The sequence below is a fragment of the Chryseobacterium sp. GW823-FHT05E08 genome (genome assembly GCF_058795655.1).
This window is the reverse complement of sequence record NZ_JBXAHY010000006.1, coordinates 162,723-183,480: the sequence shown is the minus strand read 5'-3', so window position 1 is coordinate 183,480 and position 20,758 is coordinate 162,723. Positions and strand designations below refer to the sequence as shown.

Sequence of the window (20,758 nt, the reverse complement as noted above, 5' to 3'; positions counted from 1 at the left end):
ATTAATATCAAAAAGCTAATTATATCAAATTATGACCATGGATAAAGCAATTGATTGTGATCTACGAATCTTTTTATTCTATTTTAAGCAAAAGGATTGTTATATATTATAAAACAGTCCTTTTGCTTAAAGATTTAAATAATGTGTCTTTTTGTAGAACAAATTTCTTTGTAATGTTACTGTCTGTAGTATGAAGTTAATATTTTTTCTCTCATTTTGTTTAAATATTTAATATCTTTTGTATTTGATAAAATAATTAGCGTAACATTTTTATCAATCAAATGCACCCAATTTGCGCTGTGACCATACCCTTCACCTTGACGTTCCGCAAATAAAGTGTCTACTGAACCAAATTTTTTAGGATAAACCCAAAAACTGAATGCAGTATCTCCAAGCTCTTTATATGGAGTAAGCATCGTATCCACAGTTGATTTTTTAAGTAAAGTATGATTGAAAATTGCTTGATCAAAAACTAACAAATCTTTTGGAGTAGAATACATAGCTCCGGCACAGTAAAGATTATCAATATAAGTATTTGTAGGCATGTGAAGTGAGAAAGCGTCGGATTCATCGGCAGAATAGCCTTCATCAATATTTTTAACAATATCATTATGATGCAGAAATCCTGTGTTCTGCATTTTCAGAGGAGTTAATATTTGTTCTTTTAAAACCTCTTCAAATGGTTTATTGTATATCTTTTCAATGATTTTTCCAAGTAAAATATAGTCACCATTGTTATAGCTGAACTTTGTTCCTGGTTTGTCGATCAGCTTTTCAGATAAAAAAGTGGTGATAAAATTATCAAGATCCCAAATTGTATTGTCATAAGCCTGATGAATAAATTCGGGTGAACTGATGTCTTTATGAAATCTTCCGCTGCTGTAGGTCAACAAATTTCGTATTGTTGCTTTTTTCGCAGCTTCTCCTTTGTATTCAGGATAATATGTTGAGATTGTAGCATCCAGATTAAGTTTTCCTCTTTCGTACAACTGCATGATAAGCACAGCTGTAAAAGTTTTAGTAAGAGAAAAAATATGGAATCTGGTTTCGTCTGAGAAATTTATATTGTAATGTCTGTTGGCTAAACCTTTATAAGTAAGCAATTCAATATTGCCATTTTTTACTAATAATACAGAGCCATTGAAATTGTCTTTCTTCACACAGGAATCGATTACTTTTTCGACTTTTTGGAGTTGTGAATAAGCTATGTTGATGGTGATCAATAATAGCACAGTCAGTAAATTTTTCATGGATGTATATTTTTAACAATATTGAATTACTTACATTGTAAAAATAATTAATTATTAAAGATCTGATTTAAATTAATCATCAATAATTATTTCTCTATCGTATAAACTTCTTCGTAAGGCTGAATAAGCACCCAACCATGACCTGAAAACTTCATTTGAAATTCTTCTCCGCTTCCTCTTCCGATCAGGCTTTTGAAAGATACGTTGGTTTTCAGTTCTGGACTTAGATTTCCGGACCATGCAACTGTTGCGTTCGGATCTGTAAAAACCGGAGCATCTGGAGTTACCAATAAAGTCAGAGGATCACCGTGAGTTGTGATTGCGATATGACCTGTTCCTGAAAGTTTTACCTGAAATAATCCGCCAGACATCATTCCTGCAACGCTTTTCAACATCGTGATGTCATTTTTAATGCTTTGTTCGTGAGCCAGTACATCATTTCCATTGACGCAGACAGCTTCATTGTTTAAATAAAGGATACGAACTTTTTTCCCGGCATCTGCAACATATAATTTTCCTGTTCCTTCCGCTTTCATCAGCTTTGCGCCTTCACCGCTGATTGCTTTTTTCAAAAGATTTCCCAGTCCACCGGAAAGCATTCCCTGTTTCTCAAACTTTACATTTCCAATGTAACCGACCATGCTTCCTGCTTTAGTCCATACAGACTGGTTGTTTAGGTTGATTTCTAAAAGTTGTGGTTTTTCAAGTTCGAAATAGTCTCTTTCCTGTGGATTCTCTTTTGTTTCGTTAACGAAAGCTTCAATTGAATACTTACTCATGTGTTTAAAGTTTAATTTTTTAATGTTCTCAAAAATAAACTTTTTTCGGCTTGAAAAGTACCGTGATATTACGGTTTTTAATATCATGTTAAATAATACTTGACAAAGGGGTATCCAATGTCGTATATTTGCAACTCGAAAATTACACCTTGTAATTTCATTAAATTTTTAAACCGTAATTTAAAAAATGAAAACATCAGATTTTAATTTTGATCTTCCTGAAGAATTATTGGCAGAACATCCATCAGAGCACAGAGATGAGGCTAGATTAATGGTTCTTGACAGAAAAACACAAACTATCGAACATAAGTTATTTAAAGATGTGGTTGATTATTTTGATGAAAAAGATTTATTTATTTTCAACAATACTAAAGTTTTCCCTGCACGTCTTTATGGAAATAAAGAAAAAACTGGAGCTAAAATTGAAGTTTTCCTTTTAAGAGAGCTTGATAAAGAGACTCGCGTTTGGGATGTTTTGGTAGATCCGGCAAGAAAAATCAGAATTGGTAACAAATTATTCTTCACAGAAGACGAATCTTTGGTTGCTGAAGTTATCGATAATACTACTTCTAGAGGTAGAACGTTGAGATTTTTATTTGATGGTTCTTACGAAGAATTCCGAACTAAATTAAAAGAATTAGGAGAAACTCCACTTCCAAAATACATCAAAAGAGCAGTAGAGCCTGAAGATGCTGAAAGATATCAGACAATTTATGCTAAAATTGAAGGAGCTGTAGCGGCGCCAACTGCTGGTTTACACTTCTCAAGACATTTAATGAAGAGATTAGAGATCAAAGGGATTGATTTTGCTGAAGTTACGCTTCACGTAGGATTAGGTACTTTCAACCCAATTGAAGTTGAGGATCTTTCTAAACATAAAATGGAGTCTGAAGAAATCATCATCGATGAGAAAAATGCAGACATCATCAACAGAGCGGTAGACGAGCACAGAAGAGTTTGTGCAGTAGGAACTACTACAATGAGAGCTTTGGAAACTTCTGTTTCTTCAAATAAGAAAATTTCTGCTTTCAATGGTTGGACGAATAAATTCATCTATCCGCCTCACGATTTCGGAGTTGCAAATACAATGATTACTAACTTCCACACGCCAAAATCAACTTTATTGATGATGATTGCAGCGTTTGCAGGAAGAGATTTCATTATGCAAGCTTACGAAGAAGCTGTAAAAGAGAAATATAAGTTCTACTCTTACGGTGATGCAATGTTAATTTTATAAAAAGATAATAGGAGATAGGATTTAGGGCTTAGTTTGTCCCTAGATCCTAAGTCCTAATACCTAAACCCTCAAATGAAAGATATCCGTACTTTATCACTAGACCAGCTTAAAGACTATTTTTTGACTTTAGGAGAAAAGCCGTTTCGTGCGAAACAGGTTTACGACTGGTTGTGGAGTAAAAATCTCCATTCGATTGATGAAATGACGAATCTTTCGAAAACGCTTCGTGAAAGAATTTCCGAAGAATATACTATAAATCCTGTTTCTGTTGATCAACTTCAAAGAAGTACAGACGGAACCATCAAAAACGGAGTGAAACTTCACGACGGATTGTTGGTAGAATCTGTTCTGATTCCTACAGAAACAAGAACTACAGCTTGTGTTTCTTCACAGGTTGGATGCTCATTAAACTGCGAATTCTGCGCTACAGCAAGACTGAAAAGGATGAGAAATCTTGAAGTTGCTGAAATTGTAGATCAGGTTGCTTTGATCGACAGCCAGAGTAAAATGTATTTCGAAAGACCGCTTTCCAACATTGTTTTTATGGGAATGGGAGAGCCGATGATGAATTACAAAAACGTAGTGGAAGCCATCCGAAAAATCACCCAGCCGGAAGGTTTGGGAATGTCTCCAAGAAGAATTACTGTTTCTACATCAGGAATTCCAAAGATGATCAAAATGTTGGCTGATGATGATCTGCGTGTGAAATTGGCATTGTCTCTTCACTCAGCAATTGAATCTAAGCGTAACGAAATCATGCCGTTTTCGGATAAATTCCCATTAACGGATATTATGGATTCTCTTCAATATTGGTACAAAAAAACAGGTTCAGTAATCACTTTTGAATATTGCGTTTGGAAAGGTATTAATGATGGGGATGAAGACATTAAAGCTTTGATCAGATATTGTAAACAGGTTCCTTCTAAGGTTAATTTGATTCAATACAACCCGATTGGCGACGGAAAGTATGATAAATGCAACAAACAGGCAGAAGAAAACTATGTTCGTCAGCTTGAAAATGCAGGAATCACCGTAATGATCCGTAAAAGTAGAGGAGGAGATATTGACGCAGCTTGCGGACAGTTGGCCAATAAAACGGCTGATGCTGTGAATTAAAATTTCATTAAAAAATCAAAAATTAATTCTTAACGATTTCTTAAAATCCTACATTTGTATAAAACTAATGTACAATGACGGATTACTTTTTAGGTGAAGACGGATTAGAAAATGTCTATGCTTGGTCGATCCCGATTCTTGCTGCTGTTATTTTGGCGGAAATGATCTACAGTCATATTTCTGAAGCCAAATTATACAATGGAAAAGACGTTGCAACAAGTGTTTTTCTTGCATTGATGAACTTCGGACTGGATCTTTTGATGAAAGTTTCCGCGATGGGGGTCATGTTTTTCTTCTACAATCACCGAATTTTTTCCTGGGATTTTACAATCTGGTATTGGTTGATTTGCTTTGTGATTACAGATTTTGCGTATTATGTTCTTCATTATGTTGATCATCATTCAAGAGCATTTTGGGCGGTGCATATTACGCATCACAGTTCGGAATATTTCAATTTAACGACAGGTTTCAGGAGTCCGGTTTTACAACCGCTTTATCGGTATTTATACTTTTCTCCCTTAGCTTTTTTAGGTTTTAATCCTTGGCATATTATGGTCGTTTACGCGATCGGTCAGGTGTACGGAACGTGGGTTCATACGCAGACTGTAAAAACTATGGGGATTCTTGAATATATTTTGGTGACCCCTTCTCATCATCGTGTTCATCACGCTTGTAATATTAAATATCTTGACAGAAATATGGGAATGTGTCTCATTATTTGGGATAAAATTTTCGGAACTTTTGAAAAAGAAGATCCCAATGTTCCTGTGAAATACGGAATTTATCCAAAAATGCCCGATAACAAACCTGATACAGTTCTTTTTTATGAATGGAGAAAGATTTGGAAAGACATCAAACAATCAGATTTAAAATTTTCAGACAGAATCAATTATCTTTTTAATTCTCCAGGTTGGAGACATGATGGAACCGGAAAAACGGTTAGACAATATCAAAAAGAACATTTGGAAAAGCAAAATAAAAGACAGAAATTGAAGAGATCAGCTTGATTTTTCAAACACAAATAAGCACGAATGTTTTTCACAAATTACACAAATCTCTTCTAAGAATTATATTACGATACAGTTTGTCCTTCTGAAGAAAGAAGGAAGAATCTCAACTCCAATTGTAAAGCTTAGATGTCTGCGAAATGATAAAGTAAACGCATAAATTTGTGAAATTTGTGCAAAAATCCGTGCAATTCGTGTTTAAATAAAAATTATTTTTACTGCATGAAAAAGCTTTTCCTAATAATAACAACCGTAATTTCCACCTACTCATTTTCGCAGCAGTCTGATTTTCTTAAAATTAGGAAATATAGAATCAATTATCTTGATGAAAAATTAAAAGAAACGTCTGGATTAAATTTTTTCAATGATAAATTGTATACTTTCAATGATAGTGGAAATTCTCCCGAACTTTTTGAAATTGATAAAAACTCAGGAAATATTCTCAACACCTTAAAAATTAATGCTAAAAATAAAGATTGGGAAGCGCTCGCAAATGATGGGAAATACTTCTACATAGGAGATTTTGGGAATAATGGCGGAACAAGACGAGATTTGGAAATCTATAAAGTTCCTTTTCGAAATAATGAATTGAAAAACGATTCTGTTAAAATAATTTCATTCTATTATCCCGACCAGACAGAATTTATTCCTAAATACACTAATACTGATTACGATGCAGAAGCAATGATTTATTTAAATGGAAAACTGCATGTTTTTTCAAAAGAATGGGCTTCAAGATCGGTTTCGCATTATATTGTTGATCCTGAAATTTCAGAAAAACAAAAAGCCGAAAAAATAGAGTCATATAAAACTAATTTCGTTGTTACAGATGCTTCTTATTTTGATAAAAAGCTTTATTTGATAGGCTATACAAAGAAAACAGAAGTGTTTTTGGATGTCTTTGATGAAACAGAATCCGGAATCTTTTTTAAGCAAAAAACCAAGCATTATTATCTCGGAAGTTCTTTGTCAATCGGGCAAATCGAGGGCATTGCTGTTGATGAAAAAGGAGTATATATTTCTGGTGAAAAATTCAGTTCACCGTTGGGAGGTGCAAAGCAGAGTTTTTATTTTATTCCGAAAGATAAACTCTAAGATTAATTTCACTTAAAATTGACTGAAAAAAATTATCTTTGTGATATTAATAATTATTATCCATCATTCGTAGATTTTGGCAAATATTGTAGAAGACATCAAACACCCGATCAATGAGGAAATGAAACTTTTCGAGCAGAAGTTTTATGAATCAATGCAAAGCAAAGTGCCTTTATTAGATAAAGTAACTCGTTTTATCGTTACTACTAAAGGAAAACAGATGCGTCCGATGTTTGTCTTTCTTTGTGCAAAACTAATTGGCGACGTCAATGAGAAAACTTTTCGTGGAGCTTCCATGATCGAGCTTATTCATACAGCAACATTGGTTCATGATGATGTGGTGGATGAAAGTTTTAAAAGACGTAATTTTTTCTCAATCAATGCGTTGTGGAAAAATAAAATTGCCGTTTTGGTAGGAGATTATCTTTTATCGAAATCGGTTTTATTATCTACTGACCATAAAGATTACGATCTGCTGGCCGTTATTTCAAGAACGATCCGTGAAATGTCTGAAGGTGAGCTTCTTCAATTGGAAAAAGCCAGAAAATTAGATATTACGGAAGATGTTTATTACGAAATTATCCGTCAGAAAACAGCTACTTTAATTGCTGCCTGTTGTGAGATTGGGGTTTTATCCAATAATGCTGATGAAACGCTTGCTAAGAAAATGCAGGATTTCGGAACGTATACAGGAATGGCTTTCCAGATTAAGGATGATTTATTTGATTATTTAAGTTCAAATGTGATCGGAAAACCTGTAGGAATTGATATTAAGGAACAGAAAATGACCTTACCTTTGATTCATACTCTGAAAATTGCCAGCGAAAAAGACAAAAAGTATTATTTCAATACGATAAAACGTTACAATAACGATCAAAAGCGAGTGAAAGAGCTTATCGCTTTTGTTAAAAGTTCTGGCGGTCTGGAATATTCAATCAAAATAATGAAAGAATTTCAACAGAAAGCAAAAGATATTCTTAATGAATTCCCTGATACTGAGGTTAGAAGATCTTTGCACAACATGCTGGATTATGTTATCGAAAGAAAATTTTAATTAAAAAATATTTACCATAAAAAAAACGGAACTCAATGAAAGTTCCGTTTTTTGTTTATTTGGTTTTGTATTTTAAATTTTTTGCACTGTTACATTCGTGACATTTCCGCTACCTGTTCCTCCGGTTTCTGTTGCTAAAATTGTACAGCTGGCATTTGTTGCAGCTGTAAAGCGAATTTGATAGCCTGAAGTAGGTATAATAACCAACGTTGTGTAATTCATTAATTCTCCAATAGTGCCACTGGTGACTGCAGCATTATAGTGACTTCCTCTTGCTATATAATTAGCATCGGGAACGGGGCGTACACCTAAAACAATCTGAGTTCCTGCTGATGCTAAATTGGTAAAACTTGCCTGTAAAGTAACGATGTAATTTCCTGGCTGATTAAAAGTGAGAACACCTGTGGTTGTATTATAGCTATAGTAAGGTGAAGTTGCCAGAGGTGTTGTAAAAACTAATGTGCTGATAACTCCGCTAGTATGGCTTTGATCTCCTGCCAAACGTGCATGAAATAGTGAATAATCAGTAAAATTAATCGTTTTTAAAATACCATTTGCATCAGCTACTACGGTTCTGTCGGTACCTCCAACGCCAATATTTGTATTAATATCACGAATACGGACGTTACCTGAAGCAATATCTAGTTTCTCTGTAGGAGCTATTGTTCCTAAACCAAAATTTCCTGTTGAGGTTACAACGGCATCATTAAGCTGTTGAGCAGCAGTTGGCGCGCCCGTTGCTGCATTGTCTTTGGCTCCGTCAACGTGTAAGGCTGTTTGGGGATTGCTAGTTCTTATACCAACTTGAGCATATTGATTAGCACTAATTAATAAAGTTACGAGTAAAATAATTTGTTTTTTCATTGTGTATGTTTGTATAATATTTTACAAACATAGCTAGTTTTTTCGATAAAAAATGAATATTAATTGTATTTAACGTTAATTTGTTGCGAATTATTTAATTATATCACTTAAAATTGATGTATTGTATAAATTAATTCATATTGTTATGAATTGTTTTATTGCTATTGTTCCTGAATATGGTACTTTGTTTGGTTGAAAGTATTATAGATTTATCACAGAACTATGAAATTATTGTAATCTTTATGTAAAATTTATATTAAAAAAATCATAAAATATTGTTTAATAATTAATTAAAACAATTCTATTTTATATTAGAATGTCTTAATTATATTGAAAAGCTTCGAATTATTATGTTAAATCGTCTGATTTGTTGAAAATTTAAAATTAAATAATCCTTACAGTTACAATTATAACAGCCAAAACAATACAAAATAAAGCGATTAAAAATAAATAATCCGCAATGGTCTCAAATTTACTTTCTTGCTTATCATTTGTTGTTCTGATAGCCAAAAATGAGAAGAAACAACTGCAGGCAAAAAAGATGCACGCAACTCCTGCAAATTCGTCTAAATGGGTATTGCCACTTATTTTAGTGATCTTTAAAGAAGTAATAATTAGCAATGAAAATCCTAAAAGGTTACTCGATGCGTTAAGAATATGACCCGACTTTTTTTCCATCTTTACAAATTTATTCTAAGATAAACACAATTTTTTTTATTATCAAATTTTTAAAAAAGATTATTAAAAATTAAAATTAATTTAAAAAGTGTATATTAGCAAAATACTTCGAAAACTAAAAATTTTTTATATTGGCTATGCAAACAACCTATATTGAAACTCAGCAGATTTCCTTTCAAGATTTTAAAAATCAAATACTTGAAGATTACAAATTAGGAAGAATCTCTCGTGAAATGTCTTATCTGGGCAGAAGAGAAGTTCTTACAGGAAAAGCTAAATTTGGTATTTTTGGTGACGGTAAAGAGTTACCACAGTTGGCAATGGCGAAAGTTTTCAAAAATGGAGACTTCCGTTCAGGATATTACAGAGACCAGACTTTTGCATTAGCTGCAGATGCTTTAACGGTTGGCAGTTTTTTTGCCCAGTTATACGCAGATACAAGCGTTGAAAGAGAGCCAGCATCAGCCGGAAGACAGATGAACGGGCACTTCGCAACAAGAAGCTTAAATGAGGACGGAAGCTGGAAAGATCTTACCGCTCAAAAAAATATCTCATCGGATATTTCTCCGACAGCCGGACAGATGCCTAGATTATTAGGGTTGGCTCAGGCTTCAAAAATATATAAATCAGTAAAATTTGACGGTTCTGAAAAATTCTCAAAAGAAGGTAATGAAGTTGCTTTTGGAACAATCGGGGATGCTTCTACAGCAGAAGGCCATTTCTGGGAAGCTTTGAATGCTGCTTGCGCGCTTCAGGTTCCTATGATTGTTTCTATTTGGGATGACGGTTACGGAATTTCTGTTCCGACTAAAAATCAGAGAGCAAAAGCTGATATTTCTGAAATGTTAAGCGGTTTCCAAAGAAAAGAAGGTGAAAACCAAGGTTGCGAGATCATTCAGGTGAAAGCTTGGGATTATCCTGCATTATTGGACGCGTACGCAAGAGCAGAACAATTTGCAAGAATGGAGAGCGTTCCTGTGGTAGTTCACGTAATTGAAGTTACACAGCCTCAAGGTCACTCAACTTCAGGATCTCACGAAAGATATAAGAATGAAGATCGTTTAGCTTGGGAATCTCAGTTTGACGGATTGGTGAAATTCAGAGAATGGATCTTGAATTATTCAATCGAAATTGAAGGAAAAGAAGAAATCATTGCTTCTGTTGAAGAATTGGATGCAATAGATGAAGAAGCAAAAAAGACTGTAAAGGCCGGACAAAAATCGGCTTGGGAAAGTTATCAGAAAACAATTACGGATTTAATTCAATCAGTTTTACCTTTAGTTGAAAATATTAAAGGACAAAATACTGAAATTGAAAATTATATTAATCAATTCAATAAATTAGTTTCAAAAGCTAAGAAAGATGTTTTCCATTTGGTAAGAAAATCTTTATTAGCAACAAGAGGAACAAATTCTGTAGAGAGAAATCAATTGATGCAGAAATATAATGAGATTTTTGAGGTTGAAAAAGACAATTATTCTTCTCATTTATACTCTCAGTCTCAGTGGAAAGCTGAAAATGTAAAAGAAATCAAGCCAATTTATTCTGATGCTTCTGAGGATGTAGACGGAAGAGTAGTGGTTAGAAATAATTTTGATAAAATATTCGAAAAATATCCTGAAACTTTAGTTTTTGGTGAAGATGCCGGAAATATCGGTGACGTAAACCAAGGCCTTGAAGGAATGCAGGAAAAATACGGTGACGTTCGTGTTGCCGATACAGGAATTCGTGAAGCTACAATTCTTGGTCAAGGTATTGGAATGGCGATGAGAGGTTTAAGACCAATCGCTGAAATCCAGTATTTAGATTATATTTTGTACTGTTTACAGGGAATGAGTGATGATTTGGCGACGGTTCAATACAGAACAAAGGGCGGTCAGAAATCACCTGTAATCATCAGAACAAGAGGTCACAGATTGGAAGGAGTTTGGCATTCAGGTTCTCCAATGGCGGGAATTTTGAACCTTTCAAAAGGTATTTTGGTATTAGTTCCAAGAAACTTAACGAAGGCTGCCGGATTCTACAACACAATGCTTCAAAGTGATGATCCATCTATCATTGTTGAATGTCTGAACGGATACAGATTAAAAGAAAAGCAACCTGATAACTTAGGTGAATTCACTGTTCCTGTCGGAAAAATCGAGGTTACAAAAGAAGGAAAAGATGTTACGTTGGTAACGTACGGTTCGACTTGGAGAATTGTAATGGATGCAGCAGAAGAACTGGAAAAGCTAGGAATCTCTGCGGAAGTTATTGATGTTCAGTCATTAATTCCTTTCGATTTAACAAACGAAATTGCTGAAAGCGTGAAGAGAACAAATAGATTAGTCGTAATCGACGAAGATGTAGAAGGAGGAACTTCAGCGTTTATTCTTCAACAGATTTTAGAAAAGCAAAAAGCATTCAGATTCTTGGATTCTGATCCGTTGACGATTGCTGCAAATGATCACAGACCTGCGTATGCGAGTGATGGAGATTATTTCAGTAAGCCATCTTCTGATGATATGGTTGAAAGAATTTACGCAATGTTTAACGAAACAAATCCTGAGAAGTATCCTGCGATATTTTAATTGGAATTTTAGATAAATTTTGAAACCGCTTTCTTTGGGAAGCGGTTTTTTTCTATATTAGAAAACTGGAAATTATTCTATAGATAAAAATAACACCTAACTATGAAAAAAATATACTTTTTAATAACAATTTGTATTTTGCTTACAAACTGCACGCAAAAAATAGAACAACCTTGTGATGATGCATTTATTCGTGGAAATAATTTTGTTTTGAGTTCCGATTTTGAAAATGGAAAAAAAGAGTTTAAAAATTCTATACGATCTCATCCTGAAAATGCAAATGCATATTACGGACTTGCTTATACTTATTCTCTCGAGGGAAATACTACCGAATCAATAAGAAACTATTCTAAGGCTATAGAATTGAATAAAAGCTTTACATTGGCTTATTATGGAAGAGCAAATATTTTTTTCATTAATGGAAATTTAAAAAGCGCCAAAGCTGATATAGAAAGAGTTATTGAATTGAATGATAAATTATCTTCTGCTTATCAATTATTAGCTAATATTGAGAGTCAAAATTCTAATTATGATGCTGCTCTTGAAAATATTGATAAATCAATCCTTCTCGAACCTAATAGTTCTGTTTCATATTTTGTTAAAGGTGTATTACAAGGAGGTAATAACGATTTAGAAAATGCGATTAAAAGCCTGTCAAAATGCTTAAAACTAAACCCAAATAATGGAATGGCTTATGTTTATCGAGGTACATTTAAATTACAAATTAATGATAAATCGGGTGCTTGTGAAGATTTTCATAAAGCTGAAAGTGTTGGATTTAAGTCACAAAAATATATAGACGATTATTGTCATTAATTAGAATTCTATAATTTTAACACGATTAATTAATCGATATCATCAATATTGAAGCTATCAAACCTCAACCGCCTTCTTAGTTTCCTTATCAATCAGATTACAATCCTTATCATATTGCACTTCCTTATTATCAAATTTCGCTTCCCATTCTTCCAGCAAATATAAAATAGGCAACAACGCCAATCCCTTTTCTGTCAGCGAATATTCAACTCTTGGAGGAAGTTCTTTAAACTCTTCTCTGATGATCAATCCGTCGGTTTGCATTTCTCTTAACTGGTCGGTCAGCACTTTTCTTGAGATCACATTAATTCGTACGGCAAGTTCTCCGAAACGAAGTTTACGATCTTTGATAACCAATACAATGATCGGTTTCCACTTGCTTCCCAATGCAGACATTGCTTTGCCTAGAGGACAGCTGTATTTCATTAATTCACTCTTTACCATACGTTACTTTTAAGTTACTAATGTAAGTTACTGCGAAGTTACCACTTTTTTTCTTCATAAGATACAAATCCGAACTATTATTAGTTACTTTGTGTAACAATTTAAAAATGTTAAATATAAAATAATTGCAAAATGAGTATAGACGCATTATTTAGTCCATTTAGTTATAAAAATCTTCAACTTAAAAATAGAGTGGTAATGGCTCCGATGACAAGAGCTCAATCTGATAACGGAGTACCCACCCAGCAAATCGCAGATTATTACGCAAGAAGAGCGGCTTCAGAAGTAGGTTTAATCCTTTCTGAAGGTACAGTAATCAATAGACCCGGTTCAAAAAACATGCAGAATATTCCTGATTTTTATGGAACAGAAGCATTAAACGGCTGGAAAAATGTAATTGATGCCGTTCATGAAAATGGCGGAAAAATGGGACCTCAGATCTGGCATGTAGGTGATACAAGAAGTTCTGAAGATTATCCTTTAGTTGATATGGAAAAGGCTTCTACAATGACGTTGGAAGATATTCAGGATACGATTGCTCAGTTTGCAGCTTCTGCAAAATCGGCTAAAGATCTTGGATTTGATGTTCTTGAAATTCACGGAGCTCACGGGTATTTGATTGATCAATTCTTTTGGGAAGTAACCAATACAAGAACTGACGAATACGGTGGGAAAACATTAAAAGAAAGAAGCAAATTTGCTGTTGATATCGTTAAAGCAATGAGAGCTGCGGTTGGACCGGACTTCACAATTATTATCCGTCTTTCTCAATGGAAACAACAAGATTATAAATCTAGATTAGCAACAACACCAGCTGAAATGGAAGAATGGTTGTTACCTTTAAAAGAAGCTGGCGTAGATATTTTTCATTGTTCACAACGTCGTTTCTGGGAACCTGAATTTGAAGGTTCTGATTTAAACTTTGCAGGTTGGGCTAAAAAAATTACAGGACAACCAACAATCACTGTAGGTTCTGTAGGTCTTGAAGGAGATTTTATGGGTGCATTTGCAGGACAGGGAACTGAAAAAGCAGATTTATCAGAATTAATAAAAAGACTGGAAAGAGGAGATTTCGATCTTGTTGCAGTCGGAAGAGCACTTTTACAAGACCCTGAATGGGTGAAAAAAGTAAAAGAAGGAAATACAGACGATCTTTTAAACTTTTCAGCTGAAAGTTTAGGAGTTCTTTATTAAAAAAGACAATTATTGAGTTGTGAATTTACTTCGCTGTTAGACTATTAGCTTGGTAAACCATTGACAATTCACTTATTTATATTAAATTTTCTACCTAATTATTTTTTTAAACAAAAACCGCTTCCGGAATTTCTGGAAGCGGTTTTTAATTTTGATATTTGAATTGATTTATATTGAATTTTAACTTTTTTAACCACAAAAGTCACAAAAGCTTTTTTGATTAGTTTGTTTTACAATATGAAAACAATAAAGTTTACAAAAGAAGAAAATCAAAGATTTTCAAAAAACTTATGTGTACTTGTTGACAGAATGATTTTTACTTAAAAATCTTAAGTGTTAAAATCTTTTGTAACTTTTGTGGTTAAAGTTAAAATAAGTTCAAAAACAAAACCGTCCTCAAAAAATGAGAACGGTCTATTAACAGATTTAAATATCTAAAATTGTCAAATAAATGACAACAGTGATTTCTTATAAACCAATATTTTCAGTTGGTTTCAATTGCTTTAAAATATTCTTTGGAATGGCATTTTTGTGAACCAAGATTGCCGTTGATTTATATTCAACATAAGGTCTTGTTACATAAATATATCCTTCAAAATCGTTGGTTACACCCCAAGAGTTTTTAACCATATAATATTCTTTTCCGGACTGATCTTTTGCCAATCCTACGATGTGCATTCCGTGATCATCGGTTGTAGAAAGGTTATTCAAAGCTTTTTGACGCATATCTTCTGTGATCGTCTTGTCTTTTTTAGGCTCTGTGAATAAAGTTCCTTTGTTTTCAGCATTGATTTGGTCTAATTCCATATCAGGAACGTATGCTACACCGTTTTTATATGAAAAATAAGGCTCAGAAACGTCAGTTGCCCAACCTACAGAATATCCTTTGCTAACTGCATTATCAACGATTGTTGTGATGTCTTTCATTGGAACATTCCAGTCAGAATCATGACTCCAGTTATCAGGAATTGGAACTACAAATTTCTGGTAGTATGGATAATCTTTGTAAGAAGAAATTTCTACATAATCTTCAGGATTAATGCCTACAACTTCCTTAGCAAAAGTCTTTGGAGTATAATTTTTTCCGTCATAGGTAAAGTTAGCAGGAACTTTTCCTAAATATTCATCTAAGATCGCATCTACAGAATCCATCCAATTATCAGAAAGTTTCCCTTTTGTAGCTGCCTGAACCAAACTATCCAACACAGGCTTTAATTTATCCTGCATTTCTTTGAAATTGTTGGTTGTCTGACCATTTTTCAAACCTGTATAAGCTTCCTGAGGTACAGCTCCGTACTTTTTGTACATATTGACAACATCATGTAATTCTCCTCCGTCTCCCCAGCTGATTGCTCCGTTATTAAGAACGTATAATTTTGCTTTATCGTGATAAGAATTTCTTGCTGTAAAAATTTCTGCCAAATCAACAGGTTTTTTACCCATTCTCTGCATTTCAGATTCAAGGAAAGAGTTTCCTGAATAACTCCAGCAAGTTCCAGATGAACCCTGATTTTTTACTGAAGTTGCCCCCACGTCCTTTAAAGTCGTGAATTTAAAATTGGCATTTTGAGATTGATTGTTTTTTAACTTATTGATTAAGTCATCCTGTGCAAACATCATACTTCCTGCAGACAAAACAAAAAGTAATGATGCAATTTTGTTATTTTTCATTACTATAAAAAGATTATTTATATGAATAGTCGGTAAGTTATAAGATATGTTACAAAGGGAAAAGTTAAATTTGAAATGAAAGTTTTTTATGAAAAGGTAGATGGAAGGGTAGGGAAGTTGGAAGTGGGGAGCTTGAAGTTAATATTGAACAGTTTATTAATCAGAGTTTAAGAAGGTTTATGTCGAAAGTTCAATATTCCCTCGAGTAGATTTTTGAAGTGTAAATCATGTCGAGAATTTAAGTTTAATTAAATTTTTCAATATTTTTTTTTTCATTTCATTATCAAAAGTACTCGAACGAAGATCGTTTAAAACTAATTAATCTTTTAAACTTTAATAACCTCCAGCCTCCAGCTTCCAACCCTAATAAATCTCTTTGCTACATTCGCTATTTTCCATTAATTTTAAAAAAAGTTTATCATGTTTCCAACCTTTTTGAAATTTTCTGCATCTATACTAATATAAAGCCTGACTATGGAAAGAGAATTACTGTTAGAATGTCAACGGAACGACCGCAATGCACAGCGGAAGGTTTACGAAAAAATGGCGGGAAAATTATATTCGGTCTGTAAACGCTATCTTAAAAACGATGAAGATATTGAAGAAGTATTGGCTGATACGTTCTACAAAATCTTCACGAAGATCGATCAGTTGCAAAATCATGATATTTTCGAAGGTTGGGCAAGAAAAATTGCTGTAAACGAATGTCTGCAGAAATTAAGAAATAGTAAAGCTTTACACATTGAATTGGAAGACAGCCACGCTGAATCTTCAGATTCAACAGATGGGATCTCCTTTGAGAAAGATATTTTGGGTTTATTAAACTTCCTTCCTGAAGGTTGTCGTGCGATTTTTAATCTGTTTGCGATTGAAGGCTATCCGCACAAAGAAATTGCAACGATGCTTTCAATAAGTGAAGGAACTTCAAAATCTCAACTCAATTTTGCAAGGAAAAAATTACAGGAACTTTTGATCAATCAAAACATTTAAACTTTTAAGACAATGGAAAATAATCACGATATCGATAAAAAATTCAATGAGGCTTCTAAAGATTTAGAAGAACCTGCGACTTTTCCGGGTTTTGATAAAGTTTGGGCTAAAGTTGAAGAGAAATTAGATAAAAAAGAAGAGAAAAAAAGAATTCTCCCAATCTGGCTTCCATATGGAATTGCAGCGAGTTTATTGATCGGTGTAGGAGGATTTTATTTTTTGAATAAAAAAGTAAATATAGCTGAGTCTACAAAACCGATTATTGCAAACAATAAAGTAATTCAGAAAAATACAATTGCTCCATCTGAAAAAATTCAGAAGATAGATGAGATTGTAAAATCAAATATTGAGAAGGAAATTTCAGTACCAAACCCAGTTGTAAAGCTTGAGGATTATGCGGTTAATTCAGTGCATGTTCCTTCTCTATCTCCTGTTTTCGATGCTGCGCCGCAAAGTATTCCAACGCCTCCGTCTATCGCTCCCTATAAAATGGAGGATACCTTAAAACAAAAGAATATTGAGGAAGTTGTTGTAACCGCTTTTGGAATGAAAAGGGCAAAAAAAGATATTACATCTTCTGCACAAACAATTTCTTCTGCTGAAGTTGAAAAGAAATCTAATAATCCGCTTTTAAGTTCTTTACGGGAAACATCCGAAGCAGAATCTCTTACGCCTGATAACGGAGTTGATCCTGAGGTTATGGGTTATAATAAATCAAATGTAAAAAGGAATATCGCAAAAGTTCCGAGATTGGCAGAAAAAGTAGGAAATAAATATTTTACAAACTCATTGCAAGGGTCGGTTTCAGGGCTTTCAATCAATATGGGTTCAGGAAAAATCGAATCTAATAATGCCATTGTTATTCGTGGAGTGAGCTCGGTCAAAGAAGATGCAAATCCTTTATATATCATCAACGGAGCTGTTTCTGATGCTGCAAAATTCAAGAGCTTAAATCCAGATTCGATTGATACTATGACCGTTTTAAAAGGAGAAAAAGCAACTTCAATCTATGGAAGTAAAGCTGCAAACGGAGTTATTGTAGTGGAAACCAAAGATGCTTCAAAGGTGAAAGATGTAAATGAAAAAAAACATTTAGAAAACAAGGAAAAACCGTAGTCTACTCACAGATTTATTAAAATTTTAATCGTTTTCAATACAATGAGTTTGAAGGAAAATTTCCTTTGAAAGTGCCATTTATTAATATAATTTAAAATATGAGAAAATTTTATTTATTGCTATTTCTTCTTGTTTTTAAAATTGTTTCAGCGCAGAATTCGCAGCTTTATTATTCCGGAATATTTTTAAGTCATAAAGAAAAACCACAGAATTTTTTAAAGGTTTTAAATAAAAACAGCGGTGTTTATGAATTAACCGATGAAAAAGGCTTCGCCATCATCGCTGCAAAAGCATACGACACTTTAGTTTGGAATAACGGGGAAAACAGGCTCGTTGTCTACGGATTAAGTGAACTCAAAACAATTTTAGAAAATAAAATTGATAAAAAAAGAGTAAAAAATGTTCGAAGCAAAGCTTATGACAGCTTAGTTTCTAAAAATACGAAAGATGAATTTAGTATTGAGAATTCTCCTCAAAAGTTGACGGTAAAATCAGATGAAAATTTTAATTCAATAAGAAAATTAAAAGAGATTACTCAAGATACTTTTAAACTTAAAAGGCAAACGAAAACATATTTGAATTTTAATGGAAATTTCACCACTTCTTTTGACGTCAAAAGTAGAAATTCTGTTCCGCAGGCTCAAACTCAATATGTTCAGGGAAGATCGAAAAATGGGCAACTGGTTTGGCAAGGTCCTGAAACCAATGAACTCTTCAGTTTCGGACCGAATATTTCCACTTTAGGATTTGATAATCAATCGTATGAGTATGACCAAAACGGAAGATTAATTCCTTTGATAAATGAAAATTCACCAGCAAAAGTTTACAAAAATGATCTGTTTAAAACGACTGTCGGCTACAACAATCAATTAAGATTAAATGGATTCATCGGTGATAATGGTTATAGCTATAATTATAGTGATAAATTCCGGCTATCATTAGATTTGGGACAGCAGAAAGATCAGATGTATTTTATTGATCATTATAATGTTATAAATTCTTTTAAAACGAAACTAAGTACAAAAATTTTAAAATACAGCTTAAATTTTGCCTTTAATTATGAAGAAAATAAAGCCACAAACTCCAACAGAATTGGGCTTTTTAACAGAGCTTACCAGAATTCTTTATTGACACCGATTTCTTTTTCAAATGAGCAGAATTTGTATTTATCAAATGGTTCACAAAGAAGTTACAGCAAGTTTGCAGACAATCCACAGTTTTTACTTGATCAGGAAAATAAATACAATTATCGGGATAACAGAAGACAATTCAGTTTTGATCTGGCGAGAAATTGGGGTGATTTCAGGTTAAATATCAGTCAGTCTTATGAAAATGATTACTTCTGGAATTTAGACAGTTACAAACCTTCAACTTACGGATTTGCCAATGGAATTTTAAATGAAAGAGCTCAAAATAATAAATTATATAATTCTAATATTTTAGGAACTTATTCTTTTGGAAGGTATGATTTTAGGAGTGAAGTGGGTTTTAATCATATTTTGAATGATAGAGAATCAAATATTTACAATAATTCAAATAATAAAAATTATTTATATCAAAGAACGTCACAGGATTATATTTTTAATTACAAACTTGATTACGATGATTATGATTTTAAGGCAGGAACTAATATTGGAAACGCATTCTATATCTCGAATACTTCTAAGGAAAATAATTATTGGCTTCCAAAAGTAGGCGCGTACGTCACGTTTGAAGATATTTTTAATTGGAATAACATCAATTTTAAAATGCTCGGAACATATACACAATTGAGTTCAGAGCCGGAAATTACAAGATCTTACGCGTCTTACGGAACGACTTTATTTAATGCTCAAGATTCGTATCAATATTTCCCGATCAATGAAGTGGAAACCTTTAAAAATTTATCAAATATCAACAGCAAAGAATGGAAAACCGGTTTTGTATTGAGTTACAGGCGCAAACTGAATGTAGAAGCCGAATATTTTAAAAGAAAAACGACTAACGATATTTTTCCTGTGTTTGAAAATAATCAGTTGAAATTAAAAAACATTGCAGATCATACGTACAGCGGGTATGAAGTAAACTTTTCTTATGACAATATTTACTTGGATAGAGATTTTAGAATGAATCAGAAAGTTTCATTTTTTAAATATAAAGATATAGTTGACAGGGTAAATACTGGCTACAATAATCTTGCGCTTTCGGGTTTCAGTGATATTTATAAGACGCTGACGGAAGGCCAGGTTTTAGGTGTTGTCATGGGAAGTTATTTTGAGAGAAATGCTAATGGAGAATTGATTATCGATGAATTTGGTTATCCGAAAAAAGCGGACGGAATGAAAATAATTGCAGATCCGACTCCTGATTTTGTTTTGAAATTCAATCATAATATAACGTACAAAATGTTGTCATTAGACATCAATTGGGAATGGAAAAAAGGCGGACAAATTTGGAACGGAACTCAAGCTGTTCTTGATTATTATGGACGTTCTCAAACTTCTGCTGACGAAAGAAATATCAAAGATTATGTTTTTCAAGGCGTAAATTCCAGTGGGAATGCCAATCAGATTCTTGTTGATTTTTACAATCCGAATCAAGATGTTTCGGAAAATCGATGGACGAGATATGGATATTTGGGTGTTGCAGAAAATTATGTTCAAAAAGCAGATTATGTGAGAATTAATAATATTTCTCTGACTGCGAAATTTGATGTAGGCAATTTCAAAAAAAGCTTGGGAATTACATTTTATGTGAATAATATTTTGCTTTGGCAGGCAAATAAAGGCGCAGATCCTAATCAGAATTTCTATGATTTTGACAACGGAAGGGGGCTTGATTTCTTCAATCTTCCTTCATATAAGACTTTTGGATGTATGGTTTCATTTCAATTTTAAT

At 33.3% G+C, this 20,758-nt stretch carries 17 protein-coding genes; 11 read left to right on the top strand and 6 right to left on the bottom strand.

From position 1 onward, the window contains the following. Positions 1 to 176: 176 nt before the first annotated feature. On the bottom strand, positions 177 to 1,250 hold the full coding sequence (locus AC1Q7L_RS18915; protein ID WP_492307360.1) for a serine hydrolase domain-containing protein: 1,074 nt from the start codon (positions 1,248 to 1,250) through the stop codon (positions 177 to 179). An 86-nt stretch (positions 1,251 to 1,336) separates the two neighbouring features. Continuing rightward, the gene (locus AC1Q7L_RS18910) at positions 1,337 to 2,029 is read right to left on the bottom strand and encodes an AIM24 family protein (RefSeq protein WP_492307361.1); all 693 of its coding nucleotides are present in this window, start codon (positions 2,027 to 2,029) and stop codon (positions 1,337 to 1,339) included. 187 nt (positions 2,030 to 2,216) lie between these two features. On the opposite strand from AC1Q7L_RS18910, the gene queA reads away from it, so the two are divergent. The 5 genes from queA to AC1Q7L_RS18885 all read left to right on the top strand — a co-directional run bounded on the left by queA (position 2,217) and on the right by AC1Q7L_RS18885 (position 7,538). Then, positions 2,217 to 3,266, top strand: a complete 1,050-nt coding sequence (gene queA, locus AC1Q7L_RS18905) for a tRNA preQ1(34) S-adenosylmethionine ribosyltransferase-isomerase QueA (RefSeq protein ID WP_072410025.1) — start codon at positions 2,217 to 2,219, stop codon at positions 3,264 to 3,266. A gap of 72 nt (positions 3,267 to 3,338) precedes the next feature. Continuing rightward, complete coding sequence (gene rlmN / locus AC1Q7L_RS18900; RefSeq protein WP_492307362.1) at positions 3,339 to 4,382, top strand: dual-specificity RNA methyltransferase RlmN; 1,044 nt, start codon at positions 3,339 to 3,341, stop codon at positions 4,380 to 4,382. A 74-nt stretch (positions 4,383 to 4,456) separates the two neighbouring features. Then, entirely contained in the window at positions 4,457 to 5,389 is a 933-nt protein-coding gene (locus tag AC1Q7L_RS18895; protein ID WP_492307363.1) for a sterol desaturase family protein, read from the top strand. A 222-nt stretch (positions 5,390 to 5,611) separates the two neighbouring features. Continuing rightward, the gene (locus AC1Q7L_RS18890; RefSeq protein ID WP_492307364.1) at positions 5,612 to 6,484 is read left to right on the top strand and encodes a hypothetical protein; all 873 of its coding nucleotides are present in this window, start codon (positions 5,612 to 5,614) and stop codon (positions 6,482 to 6,484) included. A gap of 76 nt (positions 6,485 to 6,560) precedes the next feature. Continuing rightward, entirely contained in the window at positions 6,561 to 7,538 is a 978-nt protein-coding gene (locus AC1Q7L_RS18885) for a polyprenyl synthetase family protein (protein ID WP_492307365.1), read from the top strand. 72 nt (positions 7,539 to 7,610) lie between these two features. Here the strand turns inward: AC1Q7L_RS18885 and AC1Q7L_RS18880 are convergent, their stop codons facing one another. Both AC1Q7L_RS18880 and AC1Q7L_RS18875 read right to left on the bottom strand, forming a co-directional pair. Further along, positions 7,611 to 8,402, bottom strand: coding sequence for a hypothetical protein (locus tag AC1Q7L_RS18880; protein ID WP_492307366.1), 792 nt, complete (start codon positions 8,400 to 8,402; stop codon positions 7,611 to 7,613). Positions 8,403 to 8,786: 384 nt separating this feature from the next. Beyond that, positions 8,787 to 9,080: a hypothetical protein gene (locus AC1Q7L_RS18875; protein ID WP_066756909.1), complete on the bottom strand. Its 294-nt coding sequence runs from the start codon at positions 9,078 to 9,080 to the stop codon at positions 8,787 to 8,789. A 137-nt stretch (positions 9,081 to 9,217) separates the two neighbouring features. On the opposite strand from AC1Q7L_RS18875, the gene AC1Q7L_RS18870 reads away from it, so the two are divergent. Together AC1Q7L_RS18870 and AC1Q7L_RS18865 are read left to right on the top strand one after the other, a co-directional pair. Next, the gene (locus AC1Q7L_RS18870) at positions 9,218 to 11,650 is read left to right on the top strand and encodes an alpha-ketoacid dehydrogenase subunit alpha/beta (RefSeq protein WP_492307367.1); all 2,433 of its coding nucleotides are present in this window, start codon (positions 9,218 to 9,220) and stop codon (positions 11,648 to 11,650) included. 102 nt (positions 11,651 to 11,752) lie between these two features. Further along, positions 11,753 to 12,466, top strand: coding sequence for a tetratricopeptide repeat protein (locus AC1Q7L_RS18865; RefSeq protein WP_492307368.1), 714 nt, complete (start codon positions 11,753 to 11,755; stop codon positions 12,464 to 12,466). A gap of 57 nt (positions 12,467 to 12,523) precedes the next feature. Here AC1Q7L_RS18865 and AC1Q7L_RS18860 read toward each other — a convergent pair whose 3' ends face one another. Further along, positions 12,524 to 12,910, bottom strand: a complete 387-nt coding sequence (locus AC1Q7L_RS18860; protein WP_492307369.1) for a winged helix-turn-helix transcriptional regulator — start codon at positions 12,908 to 12,910, stop codon at positions 12,524 to 12,526. 132 nt (positions 12,911 to 13,042) lie between these two features. Here AC1Q7L_RS18860 and AC1Q7L_RS18855 point away from each other — a divergent pair, with 132 nt between their 5' ends. After that, a complete protein-coding gene (locus tag AC1Q7L_RS18855; RefSeq protein WP_410693999.1) occupies positions 13,043 to 14,104 on the top strand; it encodes an NADH:flavin oxidoreductase in 1,062 nt (353 codons plus the stop codon). Positions 14,105 to 14,572: 468 nt separating this feature from the next. Here the strand turns inward: AC1Q7L_RS18855 and AC1Q7L_RS18850 are convergent, their stop codons facing one another. Beyond that, complete coding sequence (locus tag AC1Q7L_RS18850) at positions 14,573 to 15,775, bottom strand: C1 family peptidase (protein WP_492307370.1); 1,203 nt, start codon at positions 15,773 to 15,775, stop codon at positions 14,573 to 14,575. A gap of 474 nt (positions 15,776 to 16,249) precedes the next feature. On the opposite strand from AC1Q7L_RS18850, the gene AC1Q7L_RS18845 reads away from it, so the two are divergent. The 3 genes from AC1Q7L_RS18845 (at position 16,250) to AC1Q7L_RS18835 (ending at position 20,757) form a co-directional block, all read left to right on the top strand. Continuing rightward, entirely contained in the window at positions 16,250 to 16,765 is a 516-nt protein-coding gene (locus AC1Q7L_RS18845; RefSeq protein WP_492307371.1) for an RNA polymerase sigma factor, read from the top strand. Positions 16,766 to 16,777: 12 nt separating this feature from the next. Then, positions 16,778 to 17,881 carry a TonB-dependent receptor plug domain-containing protein gene (locus AC1Q7L_RS18840; protein ID WP_492307372.1) on the top strand — a complete coding sequence of 368 codons (1,104 nt, stop codon included), beginning with the start codon at positions 16,778 to 16,780 and terminating at the stop codon, positions 17,879 to 17,881. Positions 17,882 to 17,979: 98 nt separating this feature from the next. Then, complete coding sequence (locus AC1Q7L_RS18835; RefSeq protein WP_492307373.1) at positions 17,980 to 20,757, top strand: hypothetical protein; 2,778 nt, start codon at positions 17,980 to 17,982, stop codon at positions 20,755 to 20,757. The last annotated feature ends 1 nt before the right edge of the window (position 20,758 follow it).

Bases quoted from the DNA above. Each gene is read 5' to 3' on its own strand.
- queA (WP_072410025.1), top strand. From the start codon at position 2,217: ATGAAAACATCAGATTTTAATTTTGATCTTCCTGAAGAATTATTGGCA.
- AC1Q7L_RS18875 (WP_066756909.1), bottom strand. From the start codon at position 9,080: ATGGAAAAAAAGTCGGGTCATATTCTTAACGCATCGAGTAACCTTTTA.
- AC1Q7L_RS18860 (WP_492307369.1), bottom strand. From the start codon at position 12,910: ATGGTAAAGAGTGAATTAATGAAATACAGCTGTCCTCTAGGCAAAGCA.
- AC1Q7L_RS18865 (WP_492307368.1), top strand. From the start codon at position 11,753: ATGAAAAAAATATACTTTTTAATAACAATTTGTATTTTGCTTACAAAC.
- AC1Q7L_RS18870 (WP_492307367.1), top strand. From the start codon at position 9,218: ATGCAAACAACCTATATTGAAACTCAGCAGATTTCCTTTCAAGATTTT.
- AC1Q7L_RS18895 (WP_492307363.1), top strand. From the start codon at position 4,457: ATGACGGATTACTTTTTAGGTGAAGACGGATTAGAAAATGTCTATGCT.
- AC1Q7L_RS18850 (WP_492307370.1), bottom strand. From the start codon at position 15,775: ATGAAAAATAACAAAATTGCATCATTACTTTTTGTTTTGTCTGCAGGA.
- AC1Q7L_RS18890 (WP_492307364.1), top strand. From the start codon at position 5,612: ATGAAAAAGCTTTTCCTAATAATAACAACCGTAATTTCCACCTACTCA.
- AC1Q7L_RS18855 (WP_410693999.1), top strand. From the start codon at position 13,043: ATGAGTATAGACGCATTATTTAGTCCATTTAGTTATAAAAATCTTCAA.
- AC1Q7L_RS18835 (WP_492307373.1), top strand. From the start codon at position 17,980: ATGAGAAAATTTTATTTATTGCTATTTCTTCTTGTTTTTAAAATTGTT.
- AC1Q7L_RS18915 (WP_492307360.1), bottom strand. From the start codon at position 1,250: ATGAAAAATTTACTGACTGTGCTATTATTGATCACCATCAACATAGCT.
- AC1Q7L_RS18910 (WP_492307361.1), bottom strand. From the start codon at position 2,029: ATGAGTAAGTATTCAATTGAAGCTTTCGTTAACGAAACAAAAGAGAAT.
- AC1Q7L_RS18840 (WP_492307372.1), top strand. From the start codon at position 16,778: ATGGAAAATAATCACGATATCGATAAAAAATTCAATGAGGCTTCTAAA.
- AC1Q7L_RS18845 (WP_492307371.1), top strand. From the start codon at position 16,250: ATGGAAAGAGAATTACTGTTAGAATGTCAACGGAACGACCGCAATGCA.
- AC1Q7L_RS18880 (WP_492307366.1), bottom strand. From the start codon at position 8,402: ATGAAAAAACAAATTATTTTACTCGTAACTTTATTAATTAGTGCTAAT.
- rlmN (WP_492307362.1), top strand. From the start codon at position 3,339: ATGAAAGATATCCGTACTTTATCACTAGACCAGCTTAAAGACTATTTT.